The organism is Cupriavidus sp. 05T41 (genome assembly GCF_056396525.1).
The window spans coordinates 71,593-90,111 of record NZ_JBFTLQ010000017.1 but is presented as its reverse complement, the minus strand read 5'-3'; the positions used below and the strand labels follow the sequence as shown (position 1 = coordinate 90,111).

The window sequence follows — 18,519 nt, the reverse complement described above, 5'->3', positions numbered from 1 at the left end:
CACGCAATCCTAGTTGATGGGACGACGGCAGGGTGCTGCGGGATCAGCCGAGAAGGCCGGCATCCGACAGCGCCTTGCGCACCACGTCGTGGTATTCCGGTGACAGCGGGGTGAGCGGAAGGCGGATACCGCCCTGCATCTTGCCCATTTGCTGGAGTGCCCACTTGACGGGAATCGGGTTGGCCTCGACGAACATCGCCTTGTTGAGCGCAACCAGTTCCATGTGGATGCGACGCGCGGTGATAGCGTCGCCCTTCAAGGCCGCCACGCAGAGCTCATGCATCTTGCGCGGCGCCACGTTGGCCGTGACCGAGATATTGCCATGGCCGCCGAGCAGCATCAGCGCAATCGCGGTGGGATCGTCGCCGCTGTAGATGGCGAAGCCTTCCGGCGCATCCTTGATCAGCTGGGCGGCACGGTCGATATTGCCCGTGGCTTCCTTCACGCCGTCGATGCCCGGCACCTGCGCCAGGCGCAGGATGGTCTCGGGCTGCATGTCGGCCACGGTGCGGCCGGGCACGTTGTACAGCAGCACGGGCAGGTCCACGCTTTCCGCGATGGTGCGGAAATGCCGGTACATGCCTTCCTGGGTCGGCTTGTTGTAGTAAGGCACGACCTGCAGCGAAGCATCGGCGCCGACCTTCTTGGCGAAGGCGGTCAGCTCGATTGCTTCCTTGGTCGAGTTGCCGCCGGTGCCGGCGATGATCGGGATGCGCTTGTCGGCCTGCTCCACGGCCACGCGGACCAGCTCGCAGTGCTCGTCCACCGTCACGGTGGGCGACTCGCCGGTGGTGCCGACGATCACGATGCCGTCGGTGCCTTCGGCAACGTGCCAGTCGACCAGGGCGCGCAGCGCGGGGAAATCCAGGCTGCCATCTTCCTGCATCGGCGTCACGATTGCGACGATGCTGCCGTTAATCTGTGTCATAACGTATGAGAATTCGGGAAACGAATACCGCGATTGTACCGGATAGCCCGGGCCTTCCGACCGCACCTTCGACCGGGGAAAACCCAAGCCGGTTCAACGCGTGAAGCCCGGGTCTCGCCGACCGGCCCGGCAAACGACCCGGGCCGCACTTCAGGCCGGCAAAGGATAACGCGGCGGCGCACGGCCGGCGGCGCCGCCAGCCTCGTCCGCCACCTCGCGAATTGCGCAGAGGCGCTGCACAAAGGCAGTTTTAGGCGCTTCGAGCATACCATCTTCGTAGCCGACCACGCGCAGGCTGCCGCGCACGACCTCCAGCAGCTCGCCCGGCTTCAGCAGGAAGTCCGGATTGGATGGCTTGCCGACGGTCTCGTTGCCGGCAGCGAACGTCTCGTAGATCAGCACGCCGCCAGGCGCCAGCGCGGCTAGCAGGTGCGGCCACAAGGGCCGGTGCAGATAGTTGGTCACCACGATGGCGTCGAACGGCGCCAGCCCTGCCAGTGGCCACGCGCCCTGCTCGAGGTCGGCCACCAGCTTCTCGACGCTTGCAGGCAGCGCAGCCAGCGCAGCGCCATCGCGGTCGACGCCAAGCACGGCATGGCCGCGGCCCGCGAACCACGCTGCATGACGGCCGCTGCCGCAGGCCAGGTCGAGCACGCGCGCTTGGGGGCGCACCAGGTGCGCCCAGCGCACCACCCATGACGAGGGCGGGGCCGGTGCATGCAGCGGCGGCATGCCGCCCGTCGTGCTCATCGGTACCCCAGGCCCATGTTGGCGCGCACGTCGGCCATGGTCTCGCGTGCCACCTGGCCGGCCCTGTCGCAGCCATGCGCGACGATGGCGCGCAGCAGCGCGGGGTCGTCCATGTATTTCTGCGCGCGTTCGAGCATCGGCTGCTGCTCGCGCAGGATGCCTTCGATCACGGGCTGCTTGCACTCGATGCAGCCGATGCCCGCGCTGCGGCAGCCCGCCTGCGCCCATTCGCGCGTGGGCGAGTCCGAGTAGACCTGGTGCAGCTGCCACACCGGGCAGCGCGCCGGCTCTCCCGCATCGGTGCGGCGCACGCGTGCCGGATCGGTCGGCATCGTGCGCACCTTCTTCTCCACCGATGCCTTGTCCTCGCGCATGCGGATGGTGTTGCCGTAGGACTTCGACATCTTCTGGCCGTCCAGCCCCGGCATGCGCGAGGCCGCGGTCAGCAGCGCCTGCGGCTCGACCAGGATGGTCTTGCGCGAGCCGCCCAGGTAGCCCAGCAGCATCTCGCGGTCCTCGGTCGAAAGGCTTTGCGACTGCGCCACCAGCGCCGCGCCCTCTTCCAGCGCTTCGGTCTTGCCCTGCTCCTGGTAGGCGCGGCGTAGCTCGAGATAGGCCTTGGTGCGCTTGCCGCCCAGCTTCCTGGCGGCCTCCTGCGCGCGCTCCTCGAAGCCCGGCTGCCGGCCGTACAGGTAGTTGAAGCGGCGTGCGATCTCGCGGGTGATCTCCACGTGCGGCACCTGGTCTTCACCCACCGGCACGCGGCCGGCGCGGTAGATCAGGATGTCGGCCGCCTGCAGCAGCGGGTAGCCGAGGAAGCCATAGGTGGAGAGATCCTTGTCCTTGAGCTTCTCGATCTGGTCCTTGTAGGTCGGCACCCGCTCCAGCCAGCCCAGCGGCGTGCCCATCGCCAGCAGCAGGAACAGCTCGGCGTGCTCGGGCACGCGGCTCTGGATGAACAGCGTGGCGCGCTCGGGATCGACGCCGGCCGCGAGCCAGTCGATCAGCATCTCCCACACCGACTCGCCGATCACCTCGGGCGATTCGTAGTGGGTAGTCAAGGCATGCCAGTCCGCCACGAAGAAAAAGCATGGATACTCGGCCTGCAGTTGGACCCAGTTTTTCAGGACGCCGTGATAATGGCCCAGGTGCAGCGCGCCGGTGGGCCGCATGCCGGAGAGAACGCGGTCGGGAAACATGTCGGTATTTGTGTGGGAATTCGGTACTTGGTACAGCGTGTTCGATGCAGCGTGTCCGGGCGTGGCTCGCAAGCGTGCCCGGATGAGGCGAAGCGCTCCGCCCCAGGCCTTATTGCACCAGTGCCAGGATGGGCTGCAGCATCAGCTGCACCAGCCCGCTGAGGGCGCCCATCACCGGCTGCATCCAGACCCTGGTGATCACGCCTGCGGCCACCAGGGCCAGCACCACGAAAATGCCATAGGGCTCGATGCGCGAGATGGCGCGCGCCAGTTGCTGCGGCAGCAGCGCAGTCAGCACGCGGCCGCCGTCGAGCGGGGGAACGGGGAACAGGTTGAAGGCTGCCATCACCAGGTTGACCAGCACGCCGGCGCGCGCCATCTGGCTGAAAAAGGGCTCCTGCACCTGCGTTAGCACCAGGCCGATCGCCATCAGCGCCCACAGGAAGGCCTGCAGCACATTGCTGCCCGGGCCGGCCAGCGCCACCCACATGCCATGCCAGCGCGGATTGCGCAGATGGTCGAAGGCAACCGGTACCGGCTTGGCGTAGCCAAACACAAACTGGCCGCTGGTCATGAAATAGAGCAACAGCGGCACCGCGATGGTGCCGATGGGATCGATGTGGCGCGCCGGGTTGATGCTGACGCGGCCCATCATATAGGCGGTGTTGTCGCCGAACAGCTTGGCCACGTAGCCGTGGGCGGCTTCGTGCAGCGTGATCGCGAACAGCACCGGCAGGGCGTAGACCGCAAGGGTCTGAATCAGGGAAGAATCCATGGGGCGCTATTGTACCGGGGTCCCGGCGTGCAGGCGACGCGCGGCGGCTGCGCCACGCGGAAAGTGAAGGCGGCGCTTTAGAGGCCGAAGCGCCCGATGTCGCCGCGACCCTGCCGGATCAGCTCGGGCTCGCCGCTCGTCAGGTCGATCACGGTGGTCGGCTGCGCCGGCGCGGCGCCGCCGCAGATGACCAGCTCGAGTTGCTTCTCCAGGCGGGCGCGGATCACCTCGGGCTCGTTGAGCGGCACCTCGTCGCCAGGCAGCTGCAGGGTGGCCGAGATCAGCGGCTCGCCCGCTTCGGCCAGCAGCGCCAGCGGGATCGGGTGGTCGGGCACGCGCACGCCGATGGTCTTGCGCGCCGGGTGCGAGAGCCGGCGCGGCACTTCCTTGCTGGCCTCGAGGATGAACACATAGGGCCCGGGCGTGGCGCCCTTGAGCCACCGGTACTGCCGGTTGTCGACGCGCGCGAAGTTGCCCAGCTCGGACAGGTCGCTGCACATCAGCGTCAGGTGGTGCTTGTCATCGATGCCGCGCAGGCGGCGCAGGCGCTCGACCGCGGCCTTGTCGTCGAGCCGGCACGCAAGTGCGTAGCTGGAGTCGGTCGGCAAGGCGATCAGCCCGCCCTTGCCGATGATCTGTGCGGCCTGCTTGATCAACCGCGACTGCGGGTTGAGCGGGTGGATATCGAAGTATTGGGACATGTGCGGGCTGAAAGCGAGTGGCCGCAGGCCCGGCGCAAAGGCCGCGTGCACGCCGGGCGGGAGCTGCGAGGAAGGGGAGCGGACGGTGCGCATGACGGGGGCGGGCCAGGGAGGCGCCGGGCGGCCGGAGGCCGCACCGGCTTACCAGTCATGCCAGACCGGTGTGACCGACGACGGCAGCGGGGGCAGCGAGCCCAGCCCGATGCGCCCTTCGCCGGGCCCGTGGAAGTCCGAGCCGCGCGAGGCCATCAGGCCATAGTGGTGCGCGACATCGACATACTGGCGGTACTGGTCCGGCGTATGGCTGCCGGTCACCACCTCGACCGCCGCGCCACCGAGCTGCACGAACTCGTCGAACAGCGCGTCATGCTGGAGCTGCGTGTAGTTGTAGCGGCCCGGATGCGCCATCACCGGAATGCCGCCGGCGGCCTGGATCCAGCCGACCGCGTCGCCCAGCCGGGCCCAGCGATGCCCGACATAGCCCGGGCGGCCTTCGCCGAGGTATTCGCTGAACACATCGCTGACGGACTTGCAGAGTCCCTGCTCCACCATCCAGCGCGCGAAGTGCGTGCGGGAGATCAGGTCCGGGTTGCCCACGTGGCGCAACGCCCCTTTGTAGGCGCCTTCGATGCCGACCGCTTCCAGTGCCTCGCCGATATCCTGCGCCCGCGAGGCGCGCCCGGAGCGCGTGGCCTCCAGGCCCTGGACCAGCGCCGGACATGCCGGATCGATCTGCAGGCCGACGATATGCACGGTCTGGCCGGCCCACGTCACGGAGATCTCCACGCCGGGCACATAGCGCATGCCGAGTGCCTCGGCGGCGGCGCGCGCCTCGGTCTGGCCCGCCACCTCGTCGTGGTCCGTCAGCGCCCAGAAAGCCACGCCGCCCGCATGGGCGCGCCCGGCCACTTCGCGTGGCGACAACATGCCGTCGGACACGGTTGAGTGGCAATGAAGATCGGCGTTGATGGCGTGAGGGTTTTGCATGCCGCTATTCTACTCCCGCGGCGGCCCGGCGCGCGTTGGACGACGCACACAGTGCATGCCGCCCGGCAGCGCCGATAGCCCTGCCACCAACGCTGGCGTCGGGCTTGTCCGGCGCGCCGCGCGGTATAGTTGGGGCCTTGCAATCCTCCTCCCCGCCGGCGCAGCGCGCGCCGTGCGCCAAGCCATGCCGACCGACGCTTCCGCCACGCCCGCCAGCCCCCCCGCCGCCGCCTTCACTGTCGGGCCCGATGTGATCCGTACCGATGTCCTGATCGTCGGCGCGGGCCCGGTCGGCCTGTTCGCGGCCTTCCAGGCAGGCGTGCTCGGCCTGAAGTGCGAACTGGTCGACGTGCTGGACCGCGCCGGCGGCCAGTGCACCGAGCTCTATCCGGAGAAGCCGATCTACGACATTCCGGCCGTGCCCGGCTGCCTGGCGCAGGACCTGGTCGACCGCCTGCTCGAACAGTGCGCGCCGTTCGCGTTTCCCATGCATTTCAACGAACGCGCCAACGGCCTGGAGGAAATCCCCCGCGCGCCCGCCGCGCCAGGGCAAGGCGCCCACGATCATCCGCACCGCCTGCTGGTCACCACCGACGGCGGCAAGCGCTTCGACGTGGCCGCCGTGCTGATCTGCGCCGGCGCCGGCGCCTTTGCCCCGCAACGCGTGGCGCTGCCCGAAGCCGCGGCGCTGGAAGACCGTCACCTGCACTACGCGGTGCGCGATGTGACGCGCTTCGCCGGCAAGCGCGTGGTGGTGGCCGGCGGCGGCGACTCCGCGCTGGACTGGGCGCTGGCGCTGCGCAAGACCGCCGCGCGCGTGACGCTGCTGCACCGCCGGGAAGGCTTTCGCGCCGCCGACGGCTCGGTGGCGGAAATGCGCGCCGCCGTGGCAGCCGGCGAGATGGACTTCGTCGTGGGCATGCTGGGCGCGCTGAAGACCGAAGGCGACGCCCTGAGCGGCGTGGATATCCGCACGCGCGACGAGACCATCAGCCTGCCCGCGGACGAGCTGGTGGCGCTGTATGGCCTGGTGTCGGAACCGGGCCCGATCGCGCAGTGGGATCTCGACATGCGCGCCGGCCGCATCGTGGTGGACACCACTACCTACGAGAGCTCGCGCCGCGGCATCTTCGTCGCCGGCGACATCGCCTTCTACCCGAACAAGCAGAAACTGATCCTGTCCGGCTTTCACGAGGCCGCGCTGGCGCTGCGCAAGGCTTATCACTACGCGTTCCCTGAAAAGGCGCTGGTGCATGTGCATACCAGCAACAACGCCGCGCTCAAGGAAAGGCTGACGCACGCCTGAGCGTGGCGCGCCGCATCACGCGCAGAACGACTCCACCAGCGCCGCCACCACGCGTGGCTGGTCGTGATGCAGCATGTGGCCCGCGGCGTCGACAATCTCCTCGCGGAAGTCGCGGAAAGCCCTGAAGCGCTGCCGGAATTCATCCAGCGGCTGGTGGCGCGCGATATGGCGCAGCGTCTGCGAGTCGCGCGCCTCCACATGCAGCACCGGCGCGGTGACCTCCGCCCAGATCGCCATCACTTCGTCGAGCCGGTACAGCACGGGGTTGATCATCTTGTGCGCCGGGTCGCCCAGGATTTCCCAGCGGCCTTGCGCATTGCGCGCCGACCAGTGCTGGGCCAGGAAGGCCGCGCGCTCGCCCGGCAGGCGCGGGTTGGTCTTCTGCAACCGCGCCGCCACGGCCTCCAGGCTGTCGTAGGTCCTGAGCTCCGGGCGCTCGCGCAGCTCGTCAAGCCAGCGCGCGTAGCGCCCGGGCGCCTGTTCCGCGCGCGTGGCCGTCATGCCGAAGCCTTCGAGGTCCACCACGCGGCGCACCCGTGCCGGACGGATACCGGCATAGATGCAGGCCACATTGGCGCCCATGCTGTGGCCCACCAGGTTCACCGGCGCGTCAGGGTGGAAATGGTCGAGCACCGCCTCCAGGTCGGCCACGTAGTCGGCGAACCAGTAAGACTCCGTGCCCGGATAGCGCGTGGGCCAGCCGGTCTGGCCAAAGCCGCGCCAGTCGGGCGCGATCACGTGCCAGTCGCGCTCCAGCGCGTCCACCATGAACTGGAACGACGCAGCCACATCCATCCAGCCGTGCAGCAGGAACAGCTTCGGCGCGCCGGGGCGACCCCAGTGGCGCACGTGCATGTCGAGCCCGCGCAACGTGATAAATTCCGAGCGCGAGGTTTCTCTGATTGTCATGGTTGTCTCCCCGGTGCCTTCCTGGCCGACGCTTTCACCCGCGACGACAGGGAAGCCCGATAAAAATAGAACGATCGTTCGTTTGCGGATTATAGCGGCAAGCCGGACCGGGCAAGCGCCCGCCGGCGGCACAGGATGCAGGACGAACACAAGAACAGGAGACCCAGCATGGCCGAATCCCCCCCGCCCTCAAGCCGGCGCGACGACTACCGCGCGCTGCACGAGAGCTTCCGCTGGCACGTGCCCGAGCACTTCAACCTGGCCGAGGCATGTTGCGGCCGCTGGGCGCGCGATCCCGCCAGCGCCGACCGGGTCGCGGTCTACACCGAACACGAAGACGGCCGCCGCGCGAGCCACAGCTACGCCTATATCCAGGCCGAAGCAAACCGCCTGTCGCGCGCGCTGCGCGCGCTCGGCGTGGCGCGCGGCGACCGCGTCGGCATCGTCATGCCGCAGCGCATCGAGACTGTGATCGCGCACATGGCGATCTACCAGCTCGGCGCCATTGCCATGCCCCTGTCGATGCTGTTCGGCCCCGAAGCGCTGGCCTATCGCTTCCAGCACAGCGAGGCCTGCGTGGCGATTGCCGACGAGAGCGCCATCGACAGCTTGCTGGCGGCGCGCCCCGAGTGCCCGGCGCTGGCTTGCGTGATCGGCGTGGGCGCCGCCGCCGGCCGCGCGGAGCATGACTGGACCGCGCTGCTGGCAGCCGAGCTGCCGTCCTTCACCGCCGAGCAGACCAAGGCCGACGAGGCCGCGGTGCTGATCTACACGAGCGGCACCACGGGGCCGCCGAAGGGCGCGGTGATTCCGCACCGCGCCCTGATCGGCAACCTGCCCGGCTTCGTCTGCTCGCAGAACTGGTATCCGCAGGCGGACGATGTGTTCTGGAGTCCGGCCGACTGGGCCTGGACCGGCGGCCTGTGGGACGCGCTGATGCCCGCGCTGTATTTCGGCAAGCCGATCGTAGGCTACCAGGGGCGCTTTTCCGCGCAGGTCGCCTTCGAACTGATGGAGCGCTACCGGGTCACCAATACCTTCCTGTTCCCGACCGCGCTCAAGCAGATGATGAAGACCTGCCCGGCGCCGCGCGCGCAATACCGCCTGCACCTGCGCGCGCTGATGAGCGCGGGCGAAGCCGTGGGCGAGACCGTGTTCGCCTGGTGCCGCGACGCGCTCGGCGTGGTGGTCAACGAGATGTTCGGGCAGACCGAGATCAACTACATCGTGGGCAATTGCACCGCGCAGAACGACGATGGCAAGCTCGGCTGGCCGGCGCGCCCCGGCTCCATGGGGCGCCCCTATCCCGGCCACCGGCTCGCCGTCGTGGATGAAGACGGCCAGCCCTGCGCGCCGGGCGACGAGGGCGAGATCGCCGTGTGCAGTACAGACGCGCACGGGCATCCGGACCCGGTGTTCTTCCTCGGCTACTGGCGCAACGAGGCGGCTACCGCCGCCAGGTACCTGGAGCACGATGGCCTGCGCTGGTGCCGCACCGGGGACATGGCACGCATCGACGAGGACGGCTACCTCTGGTACCAGGGGCGCGCCGACGATGTCTTCAAATCGTCTGGCTACCGCATCGGTCCGAGCGAGATCGAAAACTGCCTGCTCAAGCATCCCGCCGTATCGAACTGCGCCGTGGTGCCCTCGCCCGATCCGGAGCGCGGCGCGGTGGTCAAGGCATTCATCGTGCTGCTGCCGTCCGTGGCCCGCTCCCCGCAGGCCGATGCCGCGCTGACCGCGGAGCTGCAGCAGCATGTACGCGGCCAGCTCGCGCCGTACGAATACCCCAAGTCCATCGAATTCATCGCGCAATTGCCCATGACCACTACCGGCAAGATCCAGCGGCGCTTGCTGCGCGAGATGGAAGCGCAGCGCGGCACGACGCCGTCCCGCTAGGCCAGCCCCCGGGGCTGGCCACCGCACAGCCGGCCAGCCCCCCTCCTTGCTCACATCTTCCCGTTCCGGCCCGGCGGCCATCCTGCCCGGCCGGATTTTGCCGTCAAGTATTCGCCGGGACTGACGTTAGCGAATACATGGGGGTGCCGCACCGATGGTCCGCATCCATCTGCGCACGATTGCCCTGGCAACGCTCTCAATCCATCGGCCACGATCATTTCATTTTCTTTTTTAAGACTTTTCTTATAAAAAACAAAAACCAGGACACGCGCTTCAAATAAGAAAAATCCGAACTAGAAGTTGCACTCCAAAAACGCAAGCCCGCCGGAAATGGGACATGACCTGAAACAAGGCACTAGAAAAAATGCATAGGAAATTTCCACCAAGCTCGATTGTATTTCCTAATATTGAGACATAAAATTCTGAACAAATTAGAAGAAATTTCCGACGACGTAGCCTGAATTGACATCCGCTCGACCACCAACAGGGGAACAAAATGAGCACGCAACCACGCACCGGTAACGCCTCCATCCGCAATCTCCCGCGCCGCCTGCCTCTGGCCCTGGCCCTGGCATGTGCATGGCTCTCGGCGCCCGCGTGGGCTGCGGATGGCATGATCGTCTTTCGCGGCGCCATCGTCGCGCCGTCCTGCCTTCCGCAGATCAGCGGCGGGCGAACGCCCGCCGCATCGGTCAGTTGCCCGCAGAACGGCACCCAGGCTGCCGAGTTTGCGTCACTGCCGCTGATGCCGGGCAAGACGGTGCAATTGAAGTCCGCGCGCGCCTCGGTCGAGACGATGAGATTCTCCAGGGGAGATGTGCCGGACGGCGCGCAGCCGGGGCTGATGCTCGTGACCGAGCACTACTGAGCTGCCTGCGCCTCGAGCCAGGCCAGCTCGTCATCATCGAAGCCCGCGGCACGGCGGGCTCCCAGGTTGAACGGCGGACGCGGGCGCGGCGCCTGGTAGCGTACCGCCAGTTCGCCATAGGTCTCGACCGGGTCAAGCCCGCGTCCGGCGCAAAGCCAGCGGTACCAGTGGTTGCCGATCGCCACGTGCCCGACTTCGTCGCGCAGGATGATATCGATGATGGCGGCGGCTTCGTGGTCGCCGGCGGCCGCCAGCTTGGCCCGCACCGGCGGCGAGGCGTCCAGTCCGCGGGCTTCCAGGGTACGCGGCACCAGCGCCATGCGCGCCAGCACGTCGCCAGCCGTCTTGTCCGCCATTTCCCAGAGGCTGTTGTGCGCCGGGAAATCGCCATAGCACGCGTCCAGCCTGCCCAGATGATCCGCCAGCAGGGTGAAATGCAGGGCCTCCTCGTCGGCCACGCGCAGCCAGTCGTGATAGAAGGCCGCGGGCATGCCGCCGAAGCGCCAGAGGGCATCGAGCGCGAGATTGATCGCATTGAACTCGATATGGGCCAGCGCGTGGATCATCGCGGCCCGGCCGGCCGGCGTGTGGATGGAGCGGCGACGCTCTACGCGCTGCGGCGCCACCAGTTCCGGCAGCGCCGGGCGCCCGGGCACCGGCAGTTCCGCGGCGATGGTTTCGGCAACGCCAAGTGCCTCCGGCGCCATGCCGGCGGCTGCCTGGCGCAAGCGGCGCGTGGCAGCCGCCTTCTGCCGCGCGTCGTCGAGGCACAGGATGGCGAGCGCCTGGCGGCGCAGGGACAGGCCGGTGGCGTCCGGCAGGACAGGAAAGGCGGAATCGGGCGCGCCCGCGGGGGCGGCATCGGTCAGGTTGGCTGGCATAAGCGTAAAATCCGGGTTGCCGCCATTGTAGGGCCGGCGCGCAGCGCAGCCGGCACAATCTCCCGCCGCGCGGCGCCGCCGGCGTACGCTCTTTAAAGGCCGGCGGCAGACCCCATATACCCATACGAACTTGTGCAGGAGACTTCATGGCGCTTTACCAGCTCGGCGACCTCACCCCGATCATCGATCCGGACGCCTACGTGGCACCGGAGGCCACCATCATTGGCAACGTGACGCTCAAGGCGCGCGCCAGTGCATGGCCGGGCGTGGTGATCCGCGGCGACAACGAACCGATCGTGGTGGGCGAGTCCAGCAATGTGCAGGAAGGCACCGTGCTCCACACCGATCCCGGCTGCCCGCTGACCATCGGCGACAAGGTGTCGATCGGCCACCAGGCCATGCTGCACGGCTGCACCGTCGGCGAAGGCTCGCTGATCGGCATCCAGGCCGTGATCCTGAACCGCGCGGTGATCGGCAAGGAATGCCTGGTCGGCGCCGGCGCGGTGGTCACCGAGGGCAAGGTCTTTCCGGACCGCTCGCTGATCCTGGGAGCGCCAGCCAAGGTGGTGCGCGAGCTCACCGAGCAGGACGTGGCCAACCTGTACCGCAATGCCGAGACCTACGCCACGCGCCAGGCCTTGTACAAGACCCAACTAAAACGCATCGACTAAGGCGCGCCGGCCAAGGACTGCGCCCGCACCGATTTACCGACGGATCATCGTGACTGACACCACCTCCCCCGACACCCTGCAGAAATTCCTGTTCGACGCGGCCCCCGTGCGCGGCGAGCTGGTGCGCATGCACGCCACCTGGCAGGACGTGCTGCGCCGCAATCAATATCCCGCACCGGTGCGCCGGCTGCTGGGTGAAATGATGTCCGCGGCCGCCCTGCTCACCGCCAACCTGAAGTTGAACGGAGCCCTGGTGATGCAGGTGCACGGGGACGGCCCGGTGCGCATGCTGGTGGTGGAGTGCCTGTCCGACCTGTCGATGCGCGCCACGGCCAAGCTGGCCGAAGGCGTGCAGGTGGCCGACGACGCCACGCTGGAGGATCTCGTCAACGTGCACGGCGGCGGCCGCTTCGCCATCACCCTGGATCCGAAGGACAAGCTGCCGGGCCAGCAGGCCTACCAGAGTATCGTGCCGCTGGCCGATGCGCATGGCACCTTCGAATCCATGGCCGCGGTGCTCGAGCACTATATGCGCGCCTCCGAGCAACTCGACACGCGCCTGTGGCTGGCCGCCGACGACCAGGTCGCCGCCGGCATGCTGCTGCAGAAGCTGCCGAGCTACGGCGGCACCATGGAGGGCCATGCCGGACGCGGCCCCGCGCAAGTGGGTGAAACCGGCGCTCCGCTGGGCGGCAGCGCCCGCGCGCAGGATCTCGACACCTGGGACCGCGCCTGCCAGCTCGGCGCCACGCTGAAGAGCGAAGAACTGCTCGCCGAGACGCCCGACACGCTGCTGCGCCGCCTATTCTGGGAAGATCTGCAGGACACCGGCGTGCGCGTGTTCGAGCCGCTCAGCCCGCATTTCAATTGCTCGTGCTCGCGCCCCAAGGTGGCCAGCATGCTGCAGAACCTCGGCCGCACCGAGATCGAGAGCATCCTGGAAGAACGCGGCAATGTGGACATCCATTGCGACTTCTGCGGCCAGCACTATCACTTCGACCCGGTCGACTGCGCGCAATTGTTCGCACCGGCACCGATCGCCACCGGCGCCGGCGAGGGGGCCGGCCAGCACCACTGACCGGGAGCATTTTCCAGGCGGCCAGGCTGCTCAGGCGGAACCTTTGCACCGCCTGCCGGGGTCAAAGCGTCAGCGACCACAGAGTCAGGGGGAATCTCATGCCCGCTTCGTCTTCGAACCTGCTCCCCGCCGCGACATGGCGCGCGGCGGGCGCCCTTGGCGCACTGCTGCTGGGCGCCGTGCTGCTCGGCGGCTGCGCCCAGTTGCCGCGCGACATCAACGGCTCGCCCCCGACGGCGCGGCTGGCACCTGACGGCGTCCCGCCCGCGCCGATCACGCCCGAAGAAAGCCAGAAGCTGAGCGCGCTGAACCGCGACATCCTGCACGAGCAGGATGCGGCCATCGCGCGCCAGCAGCAGGCGCAGGCCTACTCGCGCGCCTACTACGCCTATCCCACGCCCAGCTGGAACCTGTTCTACGGCGGCTGGGGCGGCGGCCACTGGGGCGGCGGCGTCGGTATCAGCGGCGGCTTTCCGGGCTGGGGCGGTTATCCGTACTGGTGAGGGCGTGTGGCGACAAGGCGGCAAGCGCCCCGATGAAGCGTCCCAAGGCGCACACGCAATGCGGGCTCAATGCGGGCTGTGTGGTCGTGCGCGACCGGGCGGCAACGGCGGATGAAGACGGGGCAGAGATTGCGGCGGCCAGAGCCGGGCGCCGGCGATGAAATCCGGGCGGAAATGCCTCAATGACGGCCAGTGGCGGCCGGGGAGTTCGGCGGCGGCGGCAGCGGCGGCGTGGCGCTGACCTTAGGCGCGGGCGCCACGAACTGCACGAACACCTCGCCGTCCTTGACCATGCCCAACTCGTAGCGGGCACGCTCCTCGATGGCGCCGGTGCCGTCCTGCAGATCCTTCACTTCCCCTTCCAGCTTGGCGTTGCGCAGCTTGAGCGACTGATTGCGCGCGCTCTGTTCCTGCACATGCTTGTCCAGGTCCCACACGCGCAGCCAGCCGCCCTTGCCCAGCCACAGGGGATACTGAATGGCAAGCAAGAGCACGAACAGCAGCAGCGAGATCAGGCGCATGTGGATTCTGGCGCTTTGAAGAAGAATTCAGGATCGTCGGCGCCGGCCCGGGCATCTTGTCCGGGCCGGCGCATGACGCGAGCTTAGCGCAGATTGTAGAACGCGCTCTTGCCCGGGTAGCTGGCGATATCGCCGAGGTCTTCCTCGATGCGCAGCAGCTGGTTGTACTTCGAGATGCGGTCCGAACGCGACAGCGAGCCGGTCTTGATCTGGCCGGCATTGGTGCCCACCGCGATATCGGCGATGGTGCTGTCCTCGGTCTCGCCCGAACGGTGCGAGATCACGGCGGTGTAGCCCGCGCGCTTGGCCATTTCGATGGCGGCGAAGGTCTCGGTCAGGGTGCCGATCTGGTTGATCTTGATCAGGATCGAGTTGCCGATGCCTTTCTCGATGCCTTCCTTCAGGATCTTGGTGTTGGTGACGAACAGGTCGTCGCCCACCAGCTGCACGCGCTTGCCGAGCTTGTCGGTCAGCGTCTTCCAGCCGTCCCAGTCGCCCTCGGCCATGCCGTCCTCGATCGACACGATCGGGAACTTGTCGCACAGGTTGGCCAGGTAGTCGGCGAACTGGGTCGAGGTCAGTTTCAGGCCTTCGCCTTCCAGGTGATACAGGTCCTCGCCTTCGCGGAAGAACTCGCTGGCGGCGCAGTCCAGCGCCAGCAGCACGTCTTCGCCCATGCGGTAGCCTGCCTTCTCGACGGCTTGCACGATGGTGTTCAGGCACTCTTCGTTCGACGCGAAGTTCGGCGCGAAACCGCCTTCGTCGCCCACCGCGGTGGACATGCCCTTGTCGGCCAGGATCTTCTTCAGTGCATGGAACACTTCGGCGCCGCAACGCAGGGCTTCGCGGAAGCTCTTCTGCGACACCGGCATGATCATGAACTCCTGGATATCCAGGCTGTTGTTGGCGTGCGCGCCACCGTTGACGATGTTCATCATCGGCACCGGCATCTGCATCGCGCCCGAGCCACCGAAGTAGCGGTACAGCGGCAGGCCGGCTTCCTCAGCAGCGGCGCGGGCCACGGCCATCGACACGGCCAGCGTGGCGTTGGCGCCCAGGCGGCCCTTGTTCTCGGTGCCGTCGAGGTCGATCAGGGTGCGGTCCAGGAAGGCCTGCTCGGAAGCGTCCAGGCCCATGATGGCTTCGGAGATCTCGGTGTTGATATGCTCGACCGCCTTCAGCACGCCCTTGCCGAGATAGCGCGACTTGTCGCCGTCACGCAGCTCGATGGCTTCGCGCGAACCGGTGGAGGCGCCCGACGGCACCGCCGCGCGGCCCATCACGCCGGATTCCAGCAGGACGTCGCACTCGACCGTCGGGTTGCCGCGCGAGTCGAGAACTTCGCGACCGATGATATCTACGATTGCACTCATGAATTCCTCTCTGACTGTTTGAATCTTTCTGCCTGCCGGCTATGCCAGGAGCCGGCAAATCGGGATCAGCGCGGATGATGCCTGACCAATATGTCAGACGCCTTCCACCACGATCATGTTCATCTTCGCCGCATGCTCGCGCGAGGCGCGCGCGGCGCGATACTCTTCGGAGTCGTGGAACGATTTTGCCGCCGCGAAGCTAGGGAATTTCAGCACCACGACACGGGTCGGCGCCCATTCCCCCTCGAGTTGCCCGACCTTGCCGCCGCGCACCAGCACCTCGGCGCCGTGGGCTTGAATGGCCTTGCTCGACAGCACCTTGTACTGCTCGTACTGCTGGGGGTCCGTCACGTCGACGTAGGCGATGATATAGCCTGCGGCCATGCAGTGTCTCCGAAGCTTTTGTATTGTCTTTCGATACGATTCGTCACCACCGGCGGCTTTTCCTCAGCGGGAACGCCTGCCGGCGGTGCGAACCGGGGCCCGCTCAGGCGCAGGCCGGCCAGCCGAAATTGTCTTCGAGGAAGCCCGCGCGCTTGGTCAGCGCATCGAGATCCTTGAGCACGGACAGCAATTCCTTCATGCGCGACAGCGGCACCGCGTTGGGTCCGTCGGACATGGCCTTGCTCGGATCCGGATGGGTTTCCATGAACAGGCCGGCCACGCCGGTTGCCACCGCCGCGCGCGCCAGCACCGGCACGAACTCGCGCTGGCCGCCCGAGCTGGTGCCCTGCCCGCCCGGCAACTGCACCGAGTGAGTCGCGTCGAACACCACCGGGGCGCCGGTCTCGCGCATGATCGCCAGCGAGCGCATGTCGGAGACCAGATTGTTGTAGCCGAAGGACACGCCGCGTTCGCAGGCCATGAAGCTGTCTTCCGGCAGGCCCGCCTCGCGCGCGGCGTCGCGTGCCTTGTCGATGACGTTCTTCATGTCGTGCGGCGCCAGGAACTGTCCCTTCTTGATATTGACGGGACGGCCGCTCTGCGCGCAGGCGCGGATGAAATCGGTCTGCCGGCACAGGAAGGCCGGCGTCTGCAGCACGTCGACCACGGCGGCCACCGGCTTGACCTCGTCGATCTCGTGGATGTCGGTCAGCACCGGCACGCCGATCTCGCGCTTGACGGTGGCGAGGATCTCGAGACCCCTCTCCATGCCCAGGCCGCGGAAGGTCCTGCCCGACGAGCGGTTGGCCTTGTCGAACGAGGACTTGTAGATAAACGGGATGCCGAGTTCGCCGGTGATCGCCTTGAGCTCGCCGGCGGTATCCAGCGCCATCTGCTCGGACTCGATCACGCACGGACCGGCGATCAGGAAGAAGGGCTGGCCCAGGCCAGCCTCGAAGCCACAGAGTTTCATCGCTAGTCTCCTGCTTGCGCGGTGCCGGGCCCTCAGGCCGCCTTGCTCTTCTGGCTGGCCAGCGCCGCTTCCACGTAGGCCTTGAACAGCGGATGGCCGTCACGCGGGGTGGAGGTAAATTCCGGGTGGAACTGTACGCCGACGAACCACGGGTGCAGGCTTTCCGGCAGCTCCATCATTTCCGGCAGGTCTTCCGTCGGGGTCCGCGCCGAGATCACCATGCCCGACTTTTCCAGCGTGGGCACGTAGTGGTTGTTGACCTCGTAGCGGTGGCGATGGCGCTCGTTGACTTCCGGGCCGTAGATCTGGCCGGCCTTGGTGCCTGCCTTGACCGGCACGCGCTGCGCGCCCAGGCGCATGGTGCCGCCCAGGTCGGACTCGGCCGAGCGCTGCTCGACCTTGCCTTCGCGGTCCACCCATTCGGTGATCAGCGCGACCACCGGATGCTCGGTTTCCAGGTTGAATTCGGTCGAGTTGGCATCGGCCATCCCCGCCACGTGGCGGGCAAACTCGATCACCGCCAGCTGCATGCCCAGGCAGATGCCCAGGTACGGCACCTTGTTCTCGCGTGCGTACTGGATCGCGCGGATCTTGCCCTCGGTGCCACGCTTGCCGAAGCCGCCCGGCACCAGGATGGCATCCAGCGGCGCGAGCACTTCCAGGTGGCCCGATTCGAGCTCCTCGGAATCGATGTACTCGATGTTCACGCGGGTAGCGGTATGCATGCCGGCGTGGCGCAGCGCCTCGATCAGCGACTTGTACGATTCGGTCAGGTCGACGTACTTGCCGACCATGCCGATGGTGATCTCGTGCTGCGGATTTTCCTGGGCATTGACCAGGCGCTGCCACATGGAGAGATCCGCCGGCTTCGGATCGATACGCAGTTCTTCGCAGATCAGGCGGTCGAGGCCCTGCTCGTTGAGCATCTGCGGGATCTTGTAGATGCTGTCCACGTCCCACACCGAGATCACGGCTTCCTGCGGGATGTTGGAGAACAGCGAAATCTTGGCGCGCTCTTCGTCCGGGATCGGGCGGTCGGCGCGGCACAGCAGCGCGGTCGGCGAGATGCCGATTTCACGCAGCTTCTGCACCGAGTGCTGGGTCGGCTTGGTCTTCAGCTCGCCGGCGCTGGCAATGAACGGCACCAGCGTCAGGTGCACGAAGGCGGCATGGTTGCGGCCCATGCGCAGGCTCATCTGGCGCGCGGCTTCCAGGAAGGGCAGCGATTCGATGTCGCCGACCGTGCCGCCGATTTCCACCAGTGCCACGTCCGCCTTGCCGCCATGCGAGGCAGCCGCGCCGCGCTCGATGAAGGCCTGGATCTCGTTCGTGATATGCGGGATCACCTGCACCGTCTTGCCGAGGTACTCGCCGCGGCGTTCCTTGCGGATCACCGATTCGTAGATCTGGCCCGTGGTGAAGTTATTGGACTTGCGCATCTTGGCCGAGACGAAACGCTCGTAGTGGCCGAGATCGAGGTCGGTTTCCGCGCCGTCTTCCGTGACAAACACCTCGCCATGCTGGAAAGGGCTCATCGTGCCGGGATCGACATTGATGTAGGGATCTAGCTTGAGGAGGGTGACTTTGAGGCCGCGCGACTCGAGAATGGCCGCGAGCGAAGCAGCAGCGATGCCCTTGCCGAGAGAAGAGACGACGCCACCGGTGACGAAGACGAATTTGGTCATAAACCGAGCTTGCCGGGGAAATCGGGATTATACATGAGAGCCCGCCTGCTGCAGCGCCGCATTTGTGACAGGCGGCCGCGCCGCGGGCCGGGCGAGCGCATGCGGCGTTTGCCTCTCATCCCGTC

At 67.2% G+C, this 18,519-nt stretch carries 19 protein-coding genes; 6 read left to right on the top strand and 13 right to left on the bottom strand.

The features are described from left to right. Positions 1 to 43 precede the first annotated feature (43 nt). The 6 genes from dapA to AC1DKV_RS12995 form a co-directional block, all read right to left on the bottom strand. Positions 44 to 928, bottom strand: coding sequence for a 4-hydroxy-tetrahydrodipicolinate synthase (gene dapA / locus AC1DKV_RS13020; RefSeq protein ID WP_441618873.1), 885 nt, complete (start codon positions 926 to 928; stop codon positions 44 to 46). Positions 929 to 1,078: 150 nt separating this feature from the next. Beyond that, entirely contained in the window at positions 1,079 to 1,678 is a 600-nt protein-coding gene (locus tag AC1DKV_RS13015; RefSeq protein ID WP_441618871.1) for a class I SAM-dependent methyltransferase, read from the bottom strand. Next, positions 1,675 to 2,877, bottom strand: a complete 1,203-nt coding sequence (locus AC1DKV_RS13010; protein WP_441618869.1) for a tryptophan--tRNA ligase — start codon at positions 2,875 to 2,877, stop codon at positions 1,675 to 1,677. Before AC1DKV_RS13010 ends, AC1DKV_RS13015 begins: the two co-directional genes overlap by 4 nt. 109 nt (positions 2,878 to 2,986) lie before the next feature. Beyond that, on the bottom strand, positions 2,987 to 3,652 hold the full coding sequence (locus tag AC1DKV_RS13005; protein WP_441618868.1) for a site-2 protease family protein: 666 nt from the start codon (positions 3,650 to 3,652) through the stop codon (positions 2,987 to 2,989). Positions 3,653 to 3,729: 77 nt separating this feature from the next. Further along, positions 3,730 to 4,353, bottom strand: a complete 624-nt coding sequence (locus AC1DKV_RS13000) for an L-threonylcarbamoyladenylate synthase (RefSeq protein ID WP_441618866.1) — start codon at positions 4,351 to 4,353, stop codon at positions 3,730 to 3,732. A 141-nt stretch (positions 4,354 to 4,494) separates the two neighbouring features. Continuing rightward, complete coding sequence (locus AC1DKV_RS12995; RefSeq protein ID WP_441618864.1) at positions 4,495 to 5,340, bottom strand: 3',5'-nucleoside bisphosphate phosphatase; 846 nt, start codon at positions 5,338 to 5,340, stop codon at positions 4,495 to 4,497. Positions 5,341 to 5,524: 184 nt separating this feature from the next. Here AC1DKV_RS12995 and AC1DKV_RS12990 point away from each other — a divergent pair, with 184 nt between their 5' ends. Further along, positions 5,525 to 6,646: an NAD(P)/FAD-dependent oxidoreductase gene (locus AC1DKV_RS12990; protein ID WP_441618934.1), complete on the top strand. Its 1,122-nt coding sequence runs from the start codon at positions 5,525 to 5,527 to the stop codon at positions 6,644 to 6,646. A gap of 15 nt (positions 6,647 to 6,661) precedes the next feature. On the opposite strand, the gene AC1DKV_RS12985 is transcribed toward AC1DKV_RS12990, so the two are convergent. Beyond that, positions 6,662 to 7,555: an alpha/beta fold hydrolase gene (locus AC1DKV_RS12985; RefSeq protein WP_441618863.1), complete on the bottom strand. Its 894-nt coding sequence runs from the start codon at positions 7,553 to 7,555 to the stop codon at positions 6,662 to 6,664. 168 nt (positions 7,556 to 7,723) lie between these two features. Here AC1DKV_RS12985 and AC1DKV_RS12980 point away from each other — a divergent pair, with 168 nt between their 5' ends. Then, positions 7,724 to 9,457, top strand: coding sequence for an acetate--CoA ligase (locus AC1DKV_RS12980; protein WP_441618861.1), 1,734 nt, complete (start codon positions 7,724 to 7,726; stop codon positions 9,455 to 9,457). A 496-nt stretch (positions 9,458 to 9,953) separates the two neighbouring features. Beyond that, positions 9,954 to 10,325: a hypothetical protein gene (locus AC1DKV_RS12975; RefSeq protein ID WP_441618860.1), complete on the top strand. Its 372-nt coding sequence runs from the start codon at positions 9,954 to 9,956 to the stop codon at positions 10,323 to 10,325. On the opposite strand, the gene AC1DKV_RS12970 is transcribed toward AC1DKV_RS12975, so the two are convergent. Next, on the bottom strand, positions 10,319 to 11,206 hold the full coding sequence (locus tag AC1DKV_RS12970; protein ID WP_441618858.1) for a ferritin-like domain-containing protein: 888 nt from the start codon (positions 11,204 to 11,206) through the stop codon (positions 10,319 to 10,321). The two genes, AC1DKV_RS12975 and AC1DKV_RS12970, sit on opposite strands and share 7 nt — an antisense overlap. Positions 11,207 to 11,352: 146 nt before the next feature. Between AC1DKV_RS12970 and AC1DKV_RS12965 the strand changes: the two genes are divergently transcribed. The 3 genes from AC1DKV_RS12965 (at position 11,353) to AC1DKV_RS12955 (ending at position 13,458) form a co-directional block, all read left to right on the top strand. After that, a complete protein-coding gene (locus tag AC1DKV_RS12965) occupies positions 11,353 to 11,877 on the top strand; it encodes a gamma carbonic anhydrase family protein (RefSeq protein WP_441618856.1) in 525 nt (174 codons plus the stop codon). A gap of 49 nt (positions 11,878 to 11,926) precedes the next feature. Beyond that, entirely contained in the window at positions 11,927 to 12,955 is a 1,029-nt protein-coding gene (gene hslO, locus AC1DKV_RS12960) for an Hsp33 family molecular chaperone HslO (RefSeq protein ID WP_441618854.1), read from the top strand. A gap of 98 nt (positions 12,956 to 13,053) precedes the next feature. Next, positions 13,054 to 13,458, top strand: a complete 405-nt coding sequence (locus AC1DKV_RS12955; protein ID WP_441618852.1) for a hypothetical protein — start codon at positions 13,054 to 13,056, stop codon at positions 13,456 to 13,458. 179 nt (positions 13,459 to 13,637) lie between these two features. Here the strand turns inward: AC1DKV_RS12955 and ftsB are convergent, their stop codons facing one another. The 5 genes from ftsB to AC1DKV_RS12930 all read right to left on the bottom strand — a co-directional run bounded on the left by ftsB (position 13,638) and on the right by AC1DKV_RS12930 (position 18,394). Next, positions 13,638 to 13,979, bottom strand: coding sequence for a cell division protein FtsB (gene ftsB / locus AC1DKV_RS12950; protein WP_441618850.1), 342 nt, complete (start codon positions 13,977 to 13,979; stop codon positions 13,638 to 13,640). An 83-nt stretch (positions 13,980 to 14,062) separates the two neighbouring features. Continuing rightward, on the bottom strand, positions 14,063 to 15,352 hold the full coding sequence (gene eno, locus AC1DKV_RS12945) for a phosphopyruvate hydratase (RefSeq protein WP_441643391.1): 1,290 nt from the start codon (positions 15,350 to 15,352) through the stop codon (positions 14,063 to 14,065). Positions 15,353 to 15,445: 93 nt separating this feature from the next. Beyond that, positions 15,446 to 15,736, bottom strand: coding sequence for a DUF1330 domain-containing protein (locus AC1DKV_RS12940; RefSeq protein ID WP_441618847.1), 291 nt, complete (start codon positions 15,734 to 15,736; stop codon positions 15,446 to 15,448). A 103-nt stretch (positions 15,737 to 15,839) separates the two neighbouring features. Continuing rightward, entirely contained in the window at positions 15,840 to 16,709 is an 870-nt protein-coding gene (gene kdsA, locus AC1DKV_RS12935) for a 3-deoxy-8-phosphooctulonate synthase (protein WP_441618845.1), read from the bottom strand. A gap of 32 nt (positions 16,710 to 16,741) precedes the next feature. Beyond that, positions 16,742 to 18,394, bottom strand: coding sequence for a CTP synthase (locus AC1DKV_RS12930; protein WP_441618844.1), 1,653 nt, complete (start codon positions 18,392 to 18,394; stop codon positions 16,742 to 16,744). Positions 18,395 to 18,519 lie beyond the last annotated feature (125 nt).